Origin of the sequence: Streptomyces sp. NPDC051104 (genome assembly GCF_040682835.1) — a bacterium.
Taxonomy (GTDB): Bacteria; Actinomycetota; Actinomycetes; order Streptomycetales; family Streptomycetaceae; genus Streptomyces; species Streptomyces cynarae.
Map to the genome: position 1 here is coordinate 160,706 of NZ_JBFBBS010000008.1, position 17,636 is coordinate 178,341.

At 71.7% G+C, this 17,636-nt stretch carries 16 protein-coding genes; 6 read left to right on the forward strand and 10 right to left on the reverse strand.

What is annotated here, in order from left to right; translation table 11 throughout:
* Window positions 1–216: 216 nt before the first annotated feature.
* The 7 genes from AB0N14_RS15035 to AB0N14_RS15065 all read right to left on the reverse strand — a co-directional run bounded on the left by AB0N14_RS15035 (window position 217) and on the right by AB0N14_RS15065 (window position 7,304).
* Window positions 217–1,005 carry an ABC transporter ATP-binding protein gene (locus AB0N14_RS15035; protein WP_366026070.1) on the reverse strand — a complete coding sequence of 263 codons (789 nt, stop codon included), beginning with the start codon at window positions 1,003–1,005 and terminating at the stop codon, window positions 217–219.
* Window positions 998–1,927 (reverse strand): ABC transporter permease, encoded by a 930-nt coding sequence (locus AB0N14_RS15040; protein ID WP_366026071.1) that lies wholly within the window; start codon window positions 1,925–1,927, stop codon window positions 998–1,000. The genes AB0N14_RS15035 and AB0N14_RS15040 overlap by 8 nt, the downstream gene beginning before the upstream one ends.
* A gap of 102 nt (window positions 1,928–2,029) precedes the next feature.
* The gene (locus AB0N14_RS15045; protein ID WP_366026178.1) at window positions 2,030–2,902 is read right to left on the reverse strand and encodes a glycosyltransferase; all 873 of its coding nucleotides are present in this window, start codon (window positions 2,900–2,902) and stop codon (window positions 2,030–2,032) included.
* A 38-nt stretch (window positions 2,903–2,940) separates the two neighbouring features.
* Complete coding sequence (locus tag AB0N14_RS15050) at window positions 2,941–3,720, reverse strand: CDP-alcohol phosphatidyltransferase family protein (protein WP_366026072.1); 780 nt, start codon at window positions 3,718–3,720, stop codon at window positions 2,941–2,943.
* Window positions 3,698–4,759, reverse strand: coding sequence for an iron-containing alcohol dehydrogenase family protein (locus AB0N14_RS15055; RefSeq protein WP_366026073.1), 1,062 nt, complete (start codon window positions 4,757–4,759; stop codon window positions 3,698–3,700). Before AB0N14_RS15055 ends, AB0N14_RS15050 begins: the two co-directional genes overlap by 23 nt.
* Window positions 4,747–5,499, reverse strand: coding sequence for a phosphocholine cytidylyltransferase family protein (locus AB0N14_RS15060; RefSeq protein WP_366026074.1), 753 nt, complete (start codon window positions 5,497–5,499; stop codon window positions 4,747–4,749). The genes AB0N14_RS15055 and AB0N14_RS15060 overlap by 13 nt, the downstream gene beginning before the upstream one ends.
* Entirely contained in the window at window positions 5,496–7,304 is a 1,809-nt protein-coding gene (locus AB0N14_RS15065; RefSeq protein WP_366026179.1) for a DUF5941 domain-containing protein, read from the reverse strand. The genes AB0N14_RS15060 and AB0N14_RS15065 overlap by 4 nt, the downstream gene beginning before the upstream one ends.
* A 290-nt stretch (window positions 7,305–7,594) precedes the next feature.
* On the opposite strand from AB0N14_RS15065, the gene galE reads away from it, so the two are divergent.
* The gene (gene galE, locus AB0N14_RS15070) at window positions 7,595–8,575 is read left to right on the forward strand and encodes a UDP-glucose 4-epimerase GalE (protein WP_366026075.1); all 981 of its coding nucleotides are present in this window, start codon (window positions 7,595–7,597) and stop codon (window positions 8,573–8,575) included.
* A gap of 272 nt (window positions 8,576–8,847) precedes the next feature.
* The gene (gene idi / locus AB0N14_RS15075) at window positions 8,848–9,441 is read left to right on the forward strand and encodes an isopentenyl-diphosphate Delta-isomerase (RefSeq protein WP_366026076.1); all 594 of its coding nucleotides are present in this window, start codon (window positions 8,848–8,850) and stop codon (window positions 9,439–9,441) included.
* Window positions 9,442–9,542: 101 nt separating this feature from the next.
* Here idi and AB0N14_RS15080 read toward each other — a convergent pair whose 3' ends face one another.
* Window positions 9,543–10,046 (reverse strand): ATP-binding protein, encoded by a 504-nt coding sequence (locus AB0N14_RS15080; protein ID WP_366026180.1) that lies wholly within the window; start codon window positions 10,044–10,046, stop codon window positions 9,543–9,545.
* A 231-nt stretch (window positions 10,047–10,277) separates the two neighbouring features.
* Between AB0N14_RS15080 and AB0N14_RS15085 the strand changes: the two genes are divergently transcribed.
* The 4 genes from AB0N14_RS15085 to AB0N14_RS15100 all read left to right on the forward strand — a co-directional run bounded on the left by AB0N14_RS15085 (window position 10,278) and on the right by AB0N14_RS15100 (window position 14,693).
* The gene (locus AB0N14_RS15085; protein ID WP_366026077.1) at window positions 10,278–11,027 is read left to right on the forward strand and encodes an enoyl-CoA hydratase-related protein; all 750 of its coding nucleotides are present in this window, start codon (window positions 10,278–10,280) and stop codon (window positions 11,025–11,027) included.
* A gap of 121 nt (window positions 11,028–11,148) precedes the next feature.
* Entirely contained in the window at window positions 11,149–12,015 is an 867-nt protein-coding gene (locus AB0N14_RS15090; protein ID WP_366026078.1) for a hypothetical protein, read from the forward strand.
* A 52-nt stretch (window positions 12,016–12,067) separates the two neighbouring features.
* A complete protein-coding gene (locus AB0N14_RS15095) occupies window positions 12,068–12,193 on the forward strand; it encodes an LPFR motif small protein (protein ID WP_258053467.1) in 126 nt (41 codons plus the stop codon).
* 133 nt (window positions 12,194–12,326) lie between these two features.
* Complete coding sequence (locus AB0N14_RS15100) at window positions 12,327–14,693, forward strand: Tex family protein (RefSeq protein WP_366026079.1); 2,367 nt, start codon at window positions 12,327–12,329, stop codon at window positions 14,691–14,693.
* Window positions 14,694–14,931: 238 nt separating this feature from the next.
* On the opposite strand, the gene AB0N14_RS15105 is transcribed toward AB0N14_RS15100, so the two are convergent.
* Complete coding sequence (locus AB0N14_RS15105; RefSeq protein ID WP_366026080.1) at window positions 14,932–15,777, reverse strand: LLM class flavin-dependent oxidoreductase; 846 nt, start codon at window positions 15,775–15,777, stop codon at window positions 14,932–14,934.
* 170 nt (window positions 15,778–15,947) lie between these two features.
* Window positions 15,948–17,588 carry an ABC-F family ATP-binding cassette domain-containing protein gene (locus AB0N14_RS15110; RefSeq protein ID WP_366026081.1) on the reverse strand — a complete coding sequence of 547 codons (1,641 nt, stop codon included), beginning with the start codon at window positions 17,586–17,588 and terminating at the stop codon, window positions 15,948–15,950.
* Between the last annotated feature and the right edge of the window lie 48 nt (window positions 17,589–17,636).

A 17,636-nucleotide genomic window follows, 5' to 3' on the forward strand; every position in this document is an offset into this window, starting at 1 on the left:
AGGTGTGGGGGTGTATGGCATTATCGCCCCACTTGCCGCGAATCAGCACCGTTACAGCTTACGTTGTACAACGCAGGAAGCTTCGGCGGGGTGTCCTGCACATCACAACAACACACCGATTGGCGCCAAGATTCCTGAGAAAAGCCCGAGTTGACGTTTCCTTTGCAGACGCGGGGCCCCGCCGAAACGTTGCGACGGGGCCCGGGGCGGTGTGGATTACTTGCCCGTGAACTTCTCGTACTCCTTGAGGACCTCTTCTGTGGGGCCGTCCATCCGGAGATCACCGCGTTCCAGCCACAGGACGCGGTCGCAGGTGTCACGGATGGATTTGTTGTTGTGACTGACCAGAAACACCGTGCCCGCCTCCTTGCGCAGTTCCCGGATGCGGTCCTCGGACCGTTTCTGGAAGGCGCGGTCGCCGGTGGCGAGGGCCTCGTCGATCATGAGGACGTCGTGGTCCTTGGCGGCGGCGATGGAGAAGCGAAGCCGGGCGGCCATGCCGGAGGAGTAGGTGCGCATCGGCAGGGTGATGAAGTCGCCCTTGTCGTTGATGCCCGAGAAGTCGACGATCTCCTGGTAGCGGGCCTTGATCTCCTCCCGGGACATACCCATCGCCAGACCGCCCAGGATGACGTTGCGCTCGCCCGTCAGGTCGTTCATCAGGGCCGCGTTGACGCCGAGCAGCGAGGGCTGGCCGTCGGTGTAGACCCTGCCCTTCTCCGGGGGCAGCAGTCCGGCGATGGCGCGCAGCAGGGTGGACTTGCCGGAGCCGTTGGAGCCGATCAGGCCGATGGCCTCGCCGCGGTAGGCGACGAACGACACTCCCCTGACCGCGTGCACCCTGCGGACACCGCGCGCCGCATCGTCGGAGCCCCGCTTGAGGATGCGGCTCAAAGCGGCGGTCGCGCTGCCCTTGCCGGTCCTGGCACCGTTGACGCGGTAGACGATGTGCAGGTCGTCGGCGATGACGGTGGGCACCCTCGCCCCGGTGTTCTGCTCAGCCACGGCCGTACCGCTCCTCCGCCTTCCAGAAGTACACGAACCCGCCGGCGAAGACGACGACGGCCCAGAACAGCGCGATGGCCCACACGTGCGGAGGGAGGTTGGCGGCGCCGTAGTTCTTGATGAGCGCGAAGCGCATCAGGTCCATGTAGACGGCGGCCGGGTTCGCCTGCAGCGCGCGGACGACCCATCCCGGGCGGCCGGCGAGCATGGTGTGGATGGAGAACATGACACCGGAGGCGTACATCCAGGTGCGCAGGATGAAGGGCATCAGCTGCGCGAGGTCCGGTGTCTTGGCACCCATCCGCGCCACGATCAGGGACAGGCCGGTGTTGAAGAGGAACTGCAGCACCAGGACCGGGACGATCAGCAGCCAGGACAGCCTCGGGTAGCTGCCGAACCCGATGGCGACGGCGAACAGCACGATCATCGAGAAGAGCAGCTGCTGGAGCTGCTGCAGCGCGAACGAGATGGGCAGCGAGGCACGCGGGAAGTGCAGGGCCCGCACCAGACCCAGATTGCCGGAGATGGCCCGGACGCCCGCCATGATCGAGCTCTGGGTGAAGGTGAACACGAACACGCCGGTCACGAGGAACGGGATGTACGTCCCGTGCGACATGCCCCGGCTGGCCTTCAGGATCAGCCCGAAGATGAAATAGTACACGAGCGCGTTCAGCAGCGGGGTGGCGACCTGCCACAGCTGGCCGAGCTTGGCCTGGCTGTACTGGGCGGTGAGCTTCGCCTGCGAGAAGGCGAGGATGAAGTGACGCCGTCCCCACAGCTGGCGGACGTAGTGGACGAGTCCGGGCCGGGCACCGCTGACCGACAGGCCGTACTTGGCGGCCAGCTCGGCCGGGCTCAGCCCGCCATCGGCGGACGGGCCGGCGGTCACCGCGACGCGCCCGTCATGCGTTGTCTCACTCACAGGTTGGCAGACTCTCCGTTTTTCGGGATGCGCGGACGGCCCGCGCTCGGGTGGGAGCCGCGATGTGGGCCCCCGCCCGCTGGCTTCCGAGTACCGAGCTTGTCAGATCACCGGGGGCCGGCCCAGTCGGGTAAGCCGCCAGACCGTACGCCACCGTATGGGCCGGCGGGGCCCGCAGGGGGTCGTCCAGCCCTCCCGGAAGCCGCCGAACCAGGCCCTCAGGGCGGCCCGCGAGGGACGGCGCAGCAGCGTCAGGAGCATCCAGACACCCAGATACACCGGAACGAGGACGGCGGGCAGGTTGCGGCGGGCGAGCCACACCCGGTTGCGGGCGACCATCCGGTGGTAGACCGCGTGCCGGGAGGGCGCGGTCGTGGGGTGGTACAGCACCATGTCCGACCGGTAGTCGATCATCCAGCCCGCGTCCATGGCCCGCCAGGCCAGGTCGGTCTCCTCGTGGGCGTAGAAGAACTCGTCCGGCAGGCCGCCGACCTCGGCGAACACCTTCGTGCGGACGGCGTTGGCGCCGCCCAGGAAGGTGGTCACCCGCGAGGAGCGCATCGGGTCGGAGGCGCGCAGCCGGGGCACGTGGCGGCGCTGGGTCTCGCCGGTGTCGGGGTCGGCGATGCGGAAGCCGATGATGCCGAGCCGAGGGTCGGCGGCGAAGGCCTCGCGGCACAGCTCGGCGGTGTCGGTGCGGGCGAGCAGGCCGTCGTCGTCGAGGAAGAGCAGCACGTCGACGTCGGTGCCGCCGGGGCCGAAGGCCTCGATGCCGACGTTGCGGCCGCCGGGGATGCCGAGGTTCTCGGGCAGCTCGACCGTGCGGACGCCGTCGGGGACGTCCGGGACCGGGGAGCCGTTGCCGACCACGACCACCTCGACCGGGTCGCCGTCCTGCTTGGCCACCGAGTCGAGGAGGGCGCGGAGCTCGGCCGGGCGGTTGCCCATCGTGATGACGACGGCCCCGACCTTCATGGTGCCGCCCGGGGTGGCACCGCCCTGTGCGGAGCCGCTCACTTCAGCCTGCTGGAGGCGAGGATGGACACGAGGTGGAGGACCGTCTGGAGCAGCGCGATGCCGGCCAGCACGGCCACGCCGAGCCGCTCGAAGAACAGGTCGCCCCGCACCGTGTCCACGATCGCCAGGACCAGGATCAGCAGGGACGCCTCGATGCCCAGGATCAGCCGGTGGAACTTGAGCGCGGCGGCGGCCTTGCGGGCCAGTGCCATGCCGGAGGAGCGCATCTCCGAGGCGGCCTCCTTCACCGGCGGCAGCCCGGCCTGGTGCCGGGCCACGCCGACCAGGTCGGTCTCGGCCTTGATCAGGACGGCGCCGAGCGCGGCCAGCGTCCCGAGGAAGGCCCACAGCCAGTCGATACGGCCGCTGCCCCACGGGTCGGCGGCGCGCAGACCGAAGCCGACGAGCACGGCGGCATCGGTGAGGTAGGCGCCGACGCGGTCCAGGTACACCCCGCCCAGCGAGTACTGCTTCTTCCAGCGCGCGATCTCCCCGTCGACGCAGTCCAGCAGCAGGTACAGCTGGACGCACACCACGCCGAGCACGGCGCCCGGGATCCCCGGCACGAGCAGTGCCGGGGCCGCGAGCACGCCGAAGACGGTCATCAGGTATGTGAGCTGGTTGGGCGTGACCCTGGTGTTGACCAGGTAGCGGTCGACCCGCAGGGACACCTCTCGCATGTAGAGGCGTCCCATCCAGTGTTCGCCGCTGCGCCGGTCCTTCACCCCTGCGGGGTGCACGACGGGCCGGAGTTCAGCTACCGATGGCCTTGACATAGTCGGCGTAGGTGTCCTTGATCTGTTCGGGCTTCAGGTCGAGGTGTTCGAGGATCGTGTAGCGGCCGGGCCGGGTCTGCGGGGCGTACTCCACGACCCGGACGAACTCGTCCACCGTGAAGCCGATCTCCTGCGGCAGCACGGGCAGCCCGTGCCGGCGCAGGACCTGGGCCATGAACGCCGACTCCTCGTGCGCTCCGCGCAGGTACATCGCGAAGGCGGCGCCCAGGCCGCACTGTTCGCCGTGGGCGGCCGCGCGCTTGGGGAACAGCAGGTCGAAGCCGTGGTTGATCTCGTGGCAGGCCCCGGAGGAGGGGCGGGAGTCGCCCGACACGGACATGGCGATGCCGCTGAGGACCAGCGCCTCGGCGAGGACCTGGAGGAAGTCGTTGTCGCCGATGCCTCCGGGGTGGCGCAGGACGGCCTCGCCGGCCTGCCGGGCCATGGCCGCGGCGAGGCCGTCGATCTTCTCGCCGTTGACGCGGTTGGCCAGCTCCCAGTCCGCGACCGCGGAGATGTTCGAGATGGCGTCGCCGATACCGGAGCGCACGAAACGGGCGGGTGCCTCGCGGATCACGTTGAGGTCGATGACGACCGCGATCGGGTTCGGCACACCGTACGAACCGCGGCCCGCGTCGTTGTCGAGGGTGGCGACCGGGGAGCACAGGCCGTCGTGCGCGAGGTTCGTGGGCACGGCGACCAGGGGCAGGCCGACGCGCGCCGCGGCGAACTTGGCGCAGTCGATGATCTTGCCTCCGCCCAGGCCCACGAGCGCGTCGTAGTGGCCGGACTTCATCTCGCCGGCCAGCCGGACCGCGTCGTCGAGGGTGCCGCCGCCGACCTCGTACCAGGTGGCGCCGGGCAGGCTCGGGGAGAGCCGCTCCCGCAGGCGGGCGCCGGAGCCGTCGCTGACCGCGACGGCGAGCTTCCCCGAGTGGGAGATGCGCTCGTCCGCGAGCACGCCCGCCAGGTCGTCGAGGGCACCCGGGCGGATGTCGACGACGACCGGCGAGGGGATGAGCCTCGTCAGTACCGGCACGCGATCTCCCGCCCCCGGGCCAGGTCGTCGTGGTTGTCGATCTCGACCCACGGGACGTCGCCGATCGGCGCCACGTCGATCTTGAAGCCGCGGTTGACGAGCTCCTGGTAGCCGTCCTCGTAGTACAGCTGCGGGTCGCGCTCGAAGGTGGCCTTGAGCGCGTCGGCCAGCTCCTCGGCGGCCTCCCCCTCGATGAGGGTGACGCCGATGTACTCGCCGGTCGCCTCGGCCGGGTCCATCAGCTTGGTGATCCGCCGAACGCCCTTCTCGGGGTCGACGACGACCTTCATCTCCTCGTCGGCGAGGTTCTTCGCCGTGTCGAGGGCGAGGATGATCTTCTTGCCGTCGCCGCGGGCGGCGAGCAGGGTCTTCTCGACCGACACCGGGTGGACGGTGTCGCCGTTGGCGAGGATCACGCCGTCCTTGAGGGCGTCACGGCCGCACCACAGCGAGTAGGCGTTGTTCCACTCCTCGGCCTTGTCGTTGTCGATCAGGGTGAGCTTCAGGCCGTACTTCTGTTCCAGGGCCGCCTTGCGCTCGTACACGGCCTCCTTGCGGTAGCCGACGATGACGCCGACCTCGGTCAGGCCCACCTCGGCGAAGTTGCCGAGCGTGAGGTCCAGGACCGTGAGGTTGTCCTCCGCGCCCTCGGGCCCCACCGGCACCAGAGCCTTGGGCAGAGTGTCGGTGTAGGGGCGCAGGCGCCGTCCGGCGCCGGCCGCCAGCACGAGGCCGATCATGCGGGTTCTCCTTCATCGTGTACGGCGGGTGCGCCGTCCTTGTGTGCGGCCACCCAGAAGCGGATGCTCTCGACGAGCACCACGAGGGCCACGTACCCGGCGAGGGCCGTGAGGGCGACCTTGAACTGGGCCGCGGTGAGAGTTGCGGCCAGAACCGTGAGGAGCAGCGTCCGGCCCTCGTGCCCCCCGATCGCGCGCACCAGCCAGTGCGGCGGCGCGCCGGCGTCGCCGCGGATGCGGTACACCGTGTCGTAGTGATGGTAGGCGACAGCCGCCACGAGTCCGAAAGCCGCCGGTAGCACTCCGTTCACTCCGGATTTCGCCGCGAGGATGAGGACGGTGCCGTATTCGGCGGCCCGGAAGAGCGGGGGGACGAGCCAGTCGAGGGGGCCCTTGAGGGGCCGGGCGAGGGCCAGGGGCGACTGAAGCACGTAGAGGACGGCGCCCAGGACGGGCCACCAGCTGCCGTATCCGGCGAGCGAGGCCGCGAGCACGACGACGGCGCCGCCGACCAGTGCGGTGCAGGCGGGTGCTCGCAGGGACACCCGGCGCGCGATGCGTGTCAGCAGCTCGGCGAGCGGCCCGCCGTCCGCGAGGTCCGCCAACGCCCGAGCCGCCCGGTCGGTGCGGCGCGCCTTGCGCGTCACCGACCGGAGCACCCGGCCCGCCGTGGTGTACGTCGCCGCGAACGCACAGCCGATGAGCAGCACGACGAAGGTGATACGGGGGGTGGTGGCGGCCGTCAGGACGGTTATCAGCGCCCAGCGCTCCCCGATCGGCAGAACGATCATCCGGCGCACCCACACCGTCCAGCCGACGCTGTCCAGGCGGTCGGAGAGGGCCGCGGTGGGGCTGGTGTTGGCGGTCGCGTCGTGGTTGGCCTCGCTGAACGCGAAGTCGACCACGTGCCGGCACGTCTGCAGGAGCATCGCGCCGAGCGCGAGCGCCCACACGTCGTCGCCGCCGCGCGCGGCGCCGAGGGCGAGGCCCGCGTAGTAGGCGTACTCCTTGACCCGGTCGAAGGTGGCGTCCAGCCAGGCGCCGAGCGTCGAGTACTGCAGGGAGTAGCGGGCGAGCTGGCCGTCGGTGCAGTCCAGGACGAAGGACAGGATCAGCAGGACGCCGGCCGTGACGAACCCGCCGCGGGTGCCGGTGGCCGCGGCGGCCGCCGCGATGAGGGCGGTGAGCAGCGAGGCGGTGGTGACCTGGTTGGGGGTCAGACCGCGGCGGGCGCACCAGCGCGCGATGTAGCGCGAGTACGGGCTGATGAAGTGGGTGGTGAAGAACCCGTCGCGGGCCTTGACGGCGCTGCGCAGCCGGACGGCCTCGTCGTCGACGGCGGCGACCGCCTGCCGTGCCTCGTTGCGGGACTGCGGGTCGGTGGGGACGGCGGCGACCAGGGTGCCGAGTTCGGGGCGGTGGACCGGGATCCCGTCGGCGTCGAGGGCTGCGGTGACGCGCTCGGCGAGGTTGTCGGTGACCACGGCCGCACCGCCGGCCGCGGCGGAGTTCTCGCGGGCAAGAGCACGGGCCAGGGCCTGGCGGGCGGCGGGCTGGGCGGTGACGGCACCGGGCACGGCGGCGGCCGGGAAGCGGGGGTCGGTCAGACCGAGGCGCAGCGCGTGCAGATGCCCCACGAAGCGTGCGTCGACGATCGCGACCCGCTGGCCCGCCGGCACGGCGGCGACGAGGGCCTCGGCGTCACCGGTGCCGGTGGCGACCCGCACGTCGAAGCCGAGGGACCGCAGATCGCCCTCGAGCGACGATCCGGGGACCGGCTGTCCGGTGAGGATGGCGGTCGACAGACGAACTCACTCCCTGGAGGCCCGACGCGCGTACCGGCGCCGGTCATGTGTGCGATGCGGTAGACCCGGGCAGGGGCCGGGCGGCATGTCGGCAGAGGCTATCGGATGCCTGGAAGCCCGTGTTCACCGGGCGTTCACGGGCTGATCAACCCGGCCTGCGCGGCCACCGCCGCGATCATCATCGGGGATGGGACGGGCAGGCCACAAACCGTGGGTGCGGATCCACCCATTCCCGGCAGCAGCGGGCGGGGCCGGACGGCGTTCGCCGGACGGGCATAGGGTGAGGCTCCATGACATGGCTGATCACCGGCGGGGCCGGGTACATCGGAGCCCATGTGGCGCGGGCGATGGTCGCCGAGGGTGAGCGCGTCCTGGTCCTGGACGACCTCTCGGCCGGCGTTCCCTCCCGGCTTCCGGAGGGCGTTCCGCTGGTGCGGGGCTCCGCGCTGGACGGGGAGCTGCTCAAGGGTGTCCTGGCCGAGCACGAGGTGACCGGTGTGGTGCACCTCGCGGCGCGCAAGCAGGTCGGCGAGTCCGTGGAGCGGCCGACGCACTACTACCGGGAGAACGTGAGCGGTCTCGCCACGCTGCTGGACGCGGTCGCGGAGGCCGGGATCAGGCGGTTTCTGTTCTCGTCGTCCGCGGCCGTGTACGGCGACCCGGATGTGGACCTCATCACGGAGGACACACCCTGTGCCCCGATGAGCCCGTACGGCGAGACGAAGCTCGCGGGCGAGTGGCTGGTGCGGGCGGCGGGCCGGGCGCAGGGCATGGCGACGGTGTGTCTGCGCTACTTCAACGTGGCGGGCGCGGCGGCGCCGGAGCTGGCCGACACGGGCGTGTTCAACGTCGTGCCCATGGTCTTCGACCGACTGACCCGCGGCGAGGCCCCGCGGATCTTCGGCGACGACCATCCGACACCGGACGGCACCTGTATCCGCGACTACATCCACGTCGCCGACCTCGCCGAGGCGCACCTCGCGGCGGCCCGGCGGCTGGCCGGGGGCGCGACGGGCGACCTGACGGTCAACGTCGGCCGCGGCGAGGGCGTCTCGGTACGGGAGCTCGTCACGCTCATCGGCGAGGTGACCGGTGACAGCACGCCCGCGGTCGTCGAGCCGCGCCGCCCCGGGGACGCGCCCCGCGCGGTCGCGTCGTCCGCGCTCGCCGAGCGGGAGCTGGGCTGGAGGGCCCGGCGCGGGGTGCGCGACATGGTGGAGTCGGCCTGGCAGGGGTGGCTGCTGCACCACCCGGAGGCACGCCACGACTGAGCGGGATGCGAGCCCTTCGGCGGGGGTACGCGGGGCTGCGCCACGGGCGCGCGGCGCGTGCGCCGGCGCGGTTGCCGCGGGCGCGCCCCCGTGTGGTTCCCCGTCGGTGGCGAGGGGCACGATCAGGTATCCGACCGCTTCCGGCGTCCTCTCCGGGGGGCCGGACCGCTTTCGATGCGTCCGTGCCGGGACATGCGGGGAGGAGTGAAGTGTCGGGAGTGCCGGATTCGTACGGCAGACTTGGGGCTGGACAACCGAAGCGAAGGATGGGTATGCCGATCACACCTGCCACCGCGACGCACCGTTCGTCGAACGGCACCGCCGAAGCCATCATGCTGGAGCTGGTCGACGAGAACGGCACCACGATCGGCACGGCCGAGAAGCTCGCCGCCCATCAGCCGCCGGGCCGGCTGCACCGGGCGTTCTCGGTGTTCCTCTTCGACGAGCGGGGCCGACTGCTGCTCCAGCAGCGGGCGCTGGGCAAGTACCACTCCCCCGGTGTCTGGTCGAACACCTGCTGCGGCCACCCCTACCCGGGTGAGGCGCCGTTCGCGGCGGCGGCCCGGCGGACGTACGAGGAGCTGGGTGTCTCACCGTCGCTGCTCGCCGAGGCGGGCACGGTCCGCTACAACCATCCGGATCCGGACTCGGGCCTGGTGGAGCAGGAATACAACCACCTCTTCGTCGGTCTGGTGCAGTCCCCCCTGCACCCGCACCCGGAGGAGGTCGGGGCGACGGCGTTCGTGACCGCGGAGGAGCTGGCTCAGCGGCACGCCGAGGACAGTTTCTCCTCGTGGTTCATGACGGTCCTGGACGCGGCGCGGCCCGCGATCAGGGAGCTGACCGGGCCGTCCGCGGGCTGGTGAAACGGGGGTCCGGCCGGCCCGCCCGGACGGACCCGCCGGTCCGCGGATGCCGGACCGGCTCAGTAGATGTCCCTGCCGGCTCAGCAGATGTCCCTGCCGGCTCAGAAGATGCCCGTGGGCTTGAGCGGAAGCGCGGCCCAGATCACCTTGCCGCCGCCGGCCGTGTGCTCCACGTCGCACACCCCGCCGGCTTCCCTCGTCACCTCCCGGACCAGGAGCAGTCCCCGGCCCCCGGTGCGGCCGTGGTCCGCCTCCAGCGCGCTCGGGCGGTAGGGGTGGTCGTCCTCCACCGCCACCCGCACCCACTCGGGACCGACGGCGACCTCCACGGCGAGCATCGGCGACAACAGCGCCGCGTGCCGGACCGCGTTGGTGACCAGCTCGGAGACGATCAGCAACAGCGCCTGCACGGTGTCGTCCGAGACCGGCACGCCCTGGCGGACGAGCAGGTCCCGCACGGCGTGCCGCGCCTGCGGCACCGAGGCGTCCACGGCGGCGGCGGTGAACCGCCACACCCCCTCGTACGGCAGCGGTCCCGCCGGCCTCGCGCCTTCCGGCAGCCTTCCTTCAGGGCGTGGGCCGGACCCTCGCCCTTCGTTCTCCATCGTCCGGTCGCCACCCTTGCGCTCGATTGTCACCACACCTCGAGTGTTGGGAATGCGCTGGTCCGTCCCAAAAGACTGAACACAAGTCAGCAGGTATCGACGACATCTGACCATTGGCGTATGACACGGTCAGTTGTGTGACCGCTCCTGCTCCTTGCCGCGCCACCTTGCGAACTCTTCGGGTTGTAGGCGTTCGTCGAGCCTTCGGCGGCTGCGGATAGCATCCGGCGTATGGAGCCCCAGCTGCTGCACCGCGTCGCCGACGGGGTCGCGACCGTCGTCATCCACCATCCGGCCAAGAGGAACGCCATGACGGCCGGCATGTGGGAGGCGCTGCCGCCGCTGCTCGACGCCCTGGCCACCGACCCCACGGTCCGGGTACTGGTGCTGACCGGGGAGGGCGGCACGTTCTGCGCGGGCGCCGACATCTCCACGCTGCGGGGGTCGCCGGAGCGGGCGCAGACGCTCGCGGTGCGGGCCGAGGAGGCGCTGGCCGCGTTCCCGAAGCCGACGCTGGCGGCGGTCCGCGGGCACTGCGTGGGCGGCGGCGCCCAGCTCGCGGCGGCCTGCGATCTGCGGTTCGCGGAAGAGGGCGCGCTGTTCGGGGTGACGCCGGCCAAGCTGGGGATCGTCTACCCGGCCTCCTCGACCCGGCGGCTGGTGTCGCTGGTGGGGCCGGGCACCGCCAAGTACCTGCTGTTCTCGGGCGAGTTGCTGGAGGCGGAACGGGCGCTGCGCACCGGCCTGATCGAGGAGGTGCTGCCCGAGGGGGAACTCGACAAACGGGTCGCGGAGTTCACGCGCGTGCTGGCTTCACGCTCGCAGCTGACGCAGGCGGCGGCCAAGGAGTTCGCGAGCGGGCGGACGGACCGGGACGCGCACTGGGCGGAGCAGGCGCGCGGCAGCGGCGACACCGCCGAGGGCGTCGCCGCGTTCCTGGAGCGCAGGCAGCCGCGGTTCGACTGGACCACGTCAGGCTGACCTCCTCCCCGCGGTGAACGACGGGAGGTTCCTTACCTCGCGGGCCGGGCTTTCCGCTTCGCAGCCATGCCGTGCGGCCCCACGCTTCCCGACGTACCGACCAGTCGGTAACCTGCCGGTCATGACCTCTCCCCTCCCGGAGCGCGCCGCGCGGCGCTGCCACAATGTGATCAATCCGCTGCACTCGACGCACTACTTCTCGTCGGATCTGAACCGGGAACTGACCGCCGTAGGCGTGTCCGACAGCAGAGCCGCCTACTTCGCGGTGCGGGCCGCCGCCATGGGCTCCGTGGGCGCGGGTGTGGTGACGGCCGCGTTCTTCAACTTCCACCCCGGGCTGGTGGCACGGCACGTGCCCGCCGTGTGGGAGACGGCGTCCCCTCAGGTGGTGCTCGCGGCACGCGCGCGTGCCGTCGACACGACCCTGCGGCGACTGCTGGGCGAGGAGACCGTCGCCGCCAAGGAGATGGCCGAGGCGGCGGAGCTCGCGCTGCGCGCGACGGAGGCGTGCACCCGGCACGCGCGCCCCCTGTACGCCGCGCACGCCGATCTGCCGGTGCCCGATGAGCCGCACATGGCGTTCTGGCACGCGGCCACACTGCTGCGGGAGCACCGCGGCGACGGCCATCTCGCGGTGCTGCTGGCCTCGGACCTCGATCCGGTGGAGGCGCTGGTGACGCACACCGCGACCGGCAAGGGCATGTCCCCCAAGTGGGTGCTCGGCACGCGCGGCTGGAGCCGGGACGACTGGGACGCGGCGTGCGGGCGGCTGCGCGAGCGTGGACTGCTCGGTGCGGACGGCGAGTTGACCGAGGCGGGCACCGCGCTGCGCGGGGAGATGGAGGCGGAGACCGACCGCCTGGACCGGGCCCCCTACGAACACCTCGGCGCCGCGGGCGTCGAACGGCTGACGGATCTCGCGGGCGCGCTGCTGACCAGGGCTCTTACGGCCGGGGCCTTCCCGGAGGGCATGATCGGCAAGGGATGAGGTACCCGGTCGTCACCCGATGGTTCACACCGGGAGACGAAAGGGGAAGCTTGTGTTCCGTGCGATCGCAGACGTACTGCGCCAGATCGGCGGCGCCGTCGCGACCGTCGTGACGCTGCCGTTCCGGGCACTGGCCCGGCTGTTCGGCGGGGCTTCGGGCTCCGCCCGCCGGGCCTGAGCGGGTCCGAGGACTCCCAGCCCACGGGGCGGCGCGGACGGCGCCGCCCCGTCCTCGTGCCCTTGAGCCCCCGTTGTCGTTGCGACCTGCCACAATTGCCGCGCAACCTCAGTGGAGAAGGCGGTACGGGATCGTGACGACACCCGGGTCCCTCGGAGCAGGGTCCATCGAAGGCAGGATCGCCGAGGAGCTCGGCGTACGGGAGCGGCAGGTGAAGGCCGCGGTCGAGCTGCTGGACGGCGGCTCGACGGTGCCCTTCATCGCCCGCTACCGCAAGGAAGCGACCGAGATGCTCGACGACGCGCAGCTGCGCGCGATCGAGGAGCGGCTGCGCTATCTGCGTGAGCTGGAGGAGCGGCGCACGGCGATCCTCGAGTCGGTGCGCGAGCAGGGCAAACTCACGGAGGAGCTCGAGGCGCGGATCCGGGGCGCGGAGACCAAGGCCCGCCTGGAGGACATCTACCTCCCCTACAAGCCGAAGCGGCGCACCAAGGCGCAGATCGCACGCGAGGCGGGACTCGAGCCGCTGGCCGAGGGCCTGCTCGGCGACCCGGCGGTGGAGCCTCTGGCCGCCGCGGCCGCGTTCGTCGACGCCGACAAGGGGGTGCCGGACCCGCAGGCCGCGCTGGAGGGCGCGCGGGCGATCCTCACCGAGCGGTTCTCGGAGGACGCGGACCTGATCGGCGCGTTGCGCGAGCGGATGTGGGTGCGCGGGCGCCTGGCGTCCAAGGTGCGGGAGGGCAAGGAGGAGGCGGGCGCCAAGTTCGCCGACTACTTCGACTTCGCCGAGCCCTTCACCGAGCTGCCCTCGCACCGGGTCCTCGCCCTGCTGCGCGGCGAGAAGGAGGAGGTCCTCGACCTCGTCCTGGAGCCGGAGGAGCCGACGGACGGCCCGTCCTCGTACGAGGGGATGGTGGCGCACCGCTTCGGGATCGCCGACCGCGGACGCCCCGCCGACAAGTGGCTGCTGGACACGGTCCGCTGGGCCTGGCGCACCCGCATCCTGGTGCACCTGGGCATCGACCTGCGGCTCAGGCTGCGGACGGCGGCCGAGGACGAGGCCGTCAAGGTCTTCGCGGCCAACCTGCGCGACCTGCTGCTCGCCGCCCCGGCCGGCACGCGCGCGACGCTGGGCCTGGACCCCGGTTTCCGTACGGGCGTGAAGGTGGCCGTGGTGGACGCGACCGGCAAGGTGGTCGCCACGGACGTCATCCACCCGCACGTCCCGGCCAACAAGTGGGACGAGGCGATCGCCAAGCTGGCCCGGCTGGCCAAGGAGCACGCGGTCGAGCTGGTCGCGATCGGCAACGGCACGGCGTCCCGCGAGACGGACAAGCTCGCGGGTGAACTCATCATCAAGCACCCCGAGTTGCAGCTGACGAAGGTGATGGTGTCCGAGGCGGGCGCGTCGGTGTACTCCGCCTCCGCGTTCGCCTCGCAGGAGCTGCCGGACATGGACGTGTCGCTGCGTGGCGCGGTCTCCATCGCCCGCCGTCTGCAGGACCCGCTCGCCGAACTGGTGAAGATCGACCCGAAGTCGATCGGCGTCGGCCAGTACCAGCACGACCTGTCCGAGGTGAAACTGTCCCGCTCGCTGGACGCGGTGGTGGAGGACTGTGTGAACGGCGTGGGAGTGGACGTCAACACGGCGTCGGCTCCGCTGCTCGCCCGCGTCTCCGGCATCTCCTCCGGGCTCGCGGAGAACATCGTGGCGCACCGCGACGCCAACGGCCCGTTCACGTCCCGCGCCCAGCTGAAGAACGTGGCGCGGCTCGGGCCCAAGGCGTACGAGCAGTGCGCGGGCTTCCTGCGGATCCGGGGCGGTGACGACCCGCTGGACACCTCCAGCGTGCACCCGGAGGCGTACCCGGTGGTCCGGCGCATGGTGAAGACCACGGGCCAGGAGGTGGCGTCGCTTATCGGGAACACGGCGGTGCTGCGCTCGCTGAAGGCGTCCGACTTCGTGGACGAGACGTTCGGTCTGCCGACGGTGACCGACATCCTCAAGGAGCTGGAGAAGCCGGGGCGCGACCCGCGGCCCGCGTTCAAGACGGCCAGCTTCAAGGAGGGCGTCGAGAAGATCTCCGACCTGTCGTCCGGGATGATCCTGGAGGGTGTGGTCACGAACGTCGCCGCGTTCGGCGCCTTCGTCGACATCGGCGTCCACCAGGACGGTCTGGTGCACGTCTCCGCGATGTCGAAGACGTTCGTCAAGGACCCGCGGGACGTGGTGAAGCCGGGTGACATCGTCAAGGTGAAGGTCCTGGACGTCGATATTCCGCGCAAGCGGATCTCGTTGACGCTGCGGCTGGACGACGAAGCGGCCCCGCAGGGGCAGACCTCCGGCGGCGCCCGGCAGCGCGGCGGCGGGCGTCCCCCGCAGCAGCGCCAGGGCCGCCAGGGCGCAGGCTCCCGTCAGGCGCCCCCGCCGGCCAACAGCGCGATGGCGGACGCACTGCGCCGGGCCGGCCTGCTCGACCAGAAGCCGGGCCGCCGCTGACGCCTCCGGCCTGGAACACCCCGGCCCTTCGCCCGCCCCCGTCAGGGTGCCCCCGTGTTGCCCTGGCGGCCAGGGCGGGCTCACGCTCGCAACGCCCGGGCCCGCCGCACAGGAGCGGGCCCCGGCTGTGGGGCGGCCGATAGGGCGACGCCGGGCCCCGCCCCCTGCGCCGCGCACGACGGAGGGGGCGGGGCTCCGGTGGCCCGAGTCGCCGGCCCCAGCTTCCTCGTCCGGGTCGCTACAGGACGTCGATGAGGCGGTCCACCTGAGCCGGGTCGAGGCCGTAGCAGTAGAGCATCACCTCGTCGGCGCCGAGGTCGGTGAAGGCGGTGATCGCCTCGCGGATCTCCGACGGCGTGGTGAGCATCCCGGCGACCATCCGGTCGGCCATGCCGGTGAAGGTGTAGTACGCGTGCATGGCGGTCCGTGCGTCCTCGATCACGTCCTGCGGGCCGAGCGCCACATTGACCTGAGCGACGAGGCGGGGCTCGCCGTCGCGGCCGTACTGCTGCCAGAACCCGCGGACGGTGTCGAACAGGCCGCCCGCCCAGGAGGGCGGCGCGGCGGCCAGGAAGCCGTCGCCCCACCGCGCGACGCGTTCGAGAGCGGCCGGCTTGAACCCGCCGAAGAGGACCTCGGGGCCGCCGGGGCGAGTGGGCTCCGGCCCGATCGGGCCGACTCCCTCACCGTACGGCTCGCCGGACCACAGGCGCCGCATGACCTCCATCTGCTCGTCGAGGCGCCGGCCCCGGGTGCGCGGGTCGGTGCCCGTGGCCCGGTGGTCGTCGTCACGGCCGCCGATACCCAGGCCGAGGACCAGCCGCCCACCGGTCATCCGGTCCAGGGTGGCGGCCTGTTTGGCGAGCAGGGCGGTATCCCGCAGCGGGGCGAGCAGCACCTCGGTCTGGACGCGGATGCGGGAGGTGGCGCCCGCGAGGACGGAGAGCGCGACCAGGGGTTCGGGGTTGTCGTAGACGAGCCGGTCGAGCAGGCCGAGGGTGCTGAAGGGCCCGGCGTCCGCGTGCCGCGCCCAGGTGAGCAGGGTGGTCGGGTCGCCGATGGGCAGACCGATACCGATGTTCATGCGGGAGACCTCCGACAGGAAGGGTCGACAAGGAAAGCTGCCGCCCCTCCGGCACCTCGGTGAGGTGGGACGTTCCCGCTCTGCGGCGTACTTCGGGGGGAACGTCTCATCGGAGTCAAATCACTCTAGAACGAGGGGAGTTCGGGGAACAAGCCGATTACCCGACGCGGTCACCGTTGTTCCGTCACCTTGCCGTCCGCCACCTCCAGGCGGCGTGTCACCCGTACCGCGTCCAGCATCCGGCGGTCGTGCGTGACGAGGAGCAGGGTGCCCTCGTAGGAGTCCAGGGCCGACTCCAGCTGTTCGATCGCCGGCAGGTCCAGGTGGTTCGTCGGCTCGTCCAGGACCAGCAGGTTGACGCCCCGGCCCTGGAGCAGCGCCAGCGCGGCACGGGTGCGTTCGCCCGGGGAGAGGGTCGCCGCCGGGCGCAGGATGTGGTCCGTCTTCAGGCCGAACTTGGCGAGCAGGGTGCGGACCTCGACCGGCTCGGTGTCCGGGACCGCCGCCCGGAACGCGTCCAGCAGGGATTCCGGGCCGTGGAACAGCTTGCGGGCCTGGTCGACCTCGCCGACCAGGACGCCCGAGCCGAGGGAGGCGTGGCCCGCGTCCAGCGGGACACGGCCGAGGAGCGCGCCGAGCAGCGTGGACTTGCCCGCGCCGTTCGCGCCCGTCACCGCCACCCGGTCCGCCCAGTCGATCTGGAGGGACACCGGACCGAACGTGAACTCGCCGCGCCGTACCTCCGCGTCCCGCAAGGTGGCGACGACCGCACCCGAGCGGGGGGCCGACGCGATCTCCATGCGAAGCTCCCACTCCTTGCGGGGCTCATCGACGACCTCCAGACGCTCGATCATGCGCTGGGTCTGCCGGGCCTTCGCGGCCTGCTTCTCGCTGGACTCGCTGCGGAACTTGCGGCCGATCTTGTCGTTGTCGCTCGCCTTGCGGCGTGCGTTCTTGACGCCCTTGTCCATCCAGGCGCGCTGCATCTGGGCGCGGTCCTGGAGGGCGGACCTCTTGTCGGCGTACTCCTCGTACTCCTCGCGGGCGTGCCGGCGGGCCCGGTCGCGTTCCTCGAGGTAGGCCTCGTATCCGCCGCCGTAGAGGTTGATCTGCTGCTGCGCGAGGTCGAGTTCCAGGACCTTGGTGACCGTGCGGGTGAGGAATTCCCGGTCGTGGCTGACGACCACCGTCCCGGCCCGGAGTCCGCTGACGAAACGCTCCAGCCGCTCCAGGCCGTCCAGGTCGAGGTCGTTGGTGGGCTCGTCGAGCAGGAAGACGTCGTAGCGGGACAGCAGCAGGGAGGCGAGGCCGGCGCGGGCCGCCTGCCCGCCGGACAGGGACGTCATCGGCTGGTCCAGGCCGACGCCCAGGCCCAGGGAGTCGGCGACCTCCTCCGCGCGTTCGTCGAGGTCCGCGCCGCCGAGGGCGAGCCAGCGCTCCAGGCTCGCCGCGTACGCGTCGTCCGCGCCGGGCACCCCGTCGACGAGGCCCTGCGTGGCCTCGTCCATCGCGCGCTGGGCGTCGGCGACGCCCGTGCGGCGGGCCAGGAACTCCCGTACGGTCTCCCCCGGCCGGCGCTCCGGCTCCTGCGGGAGATGCCCTACCGTCGCGGTGGGCGGGGACAGCCGCAGCTCGCCCTGCTCGGGGGTGAGCAGCCCGGCGAGCATGCGCAGCAGGGTGGACTTGCCTGCGCCGTTGGCACCGACGAGGCCGATCACATCACCGGGCGCGACGACGAGGTCGAGCCCGGTGAAGAGCGAGCGGTCGCCGTGCCCGGCGGCGAGGTTCTTGGCGACGAGGGTGGCAGTCATCAGACCGCCGATCCTAACGGCCGCCCGGTGCCGCCCGCGCCCCGGTTT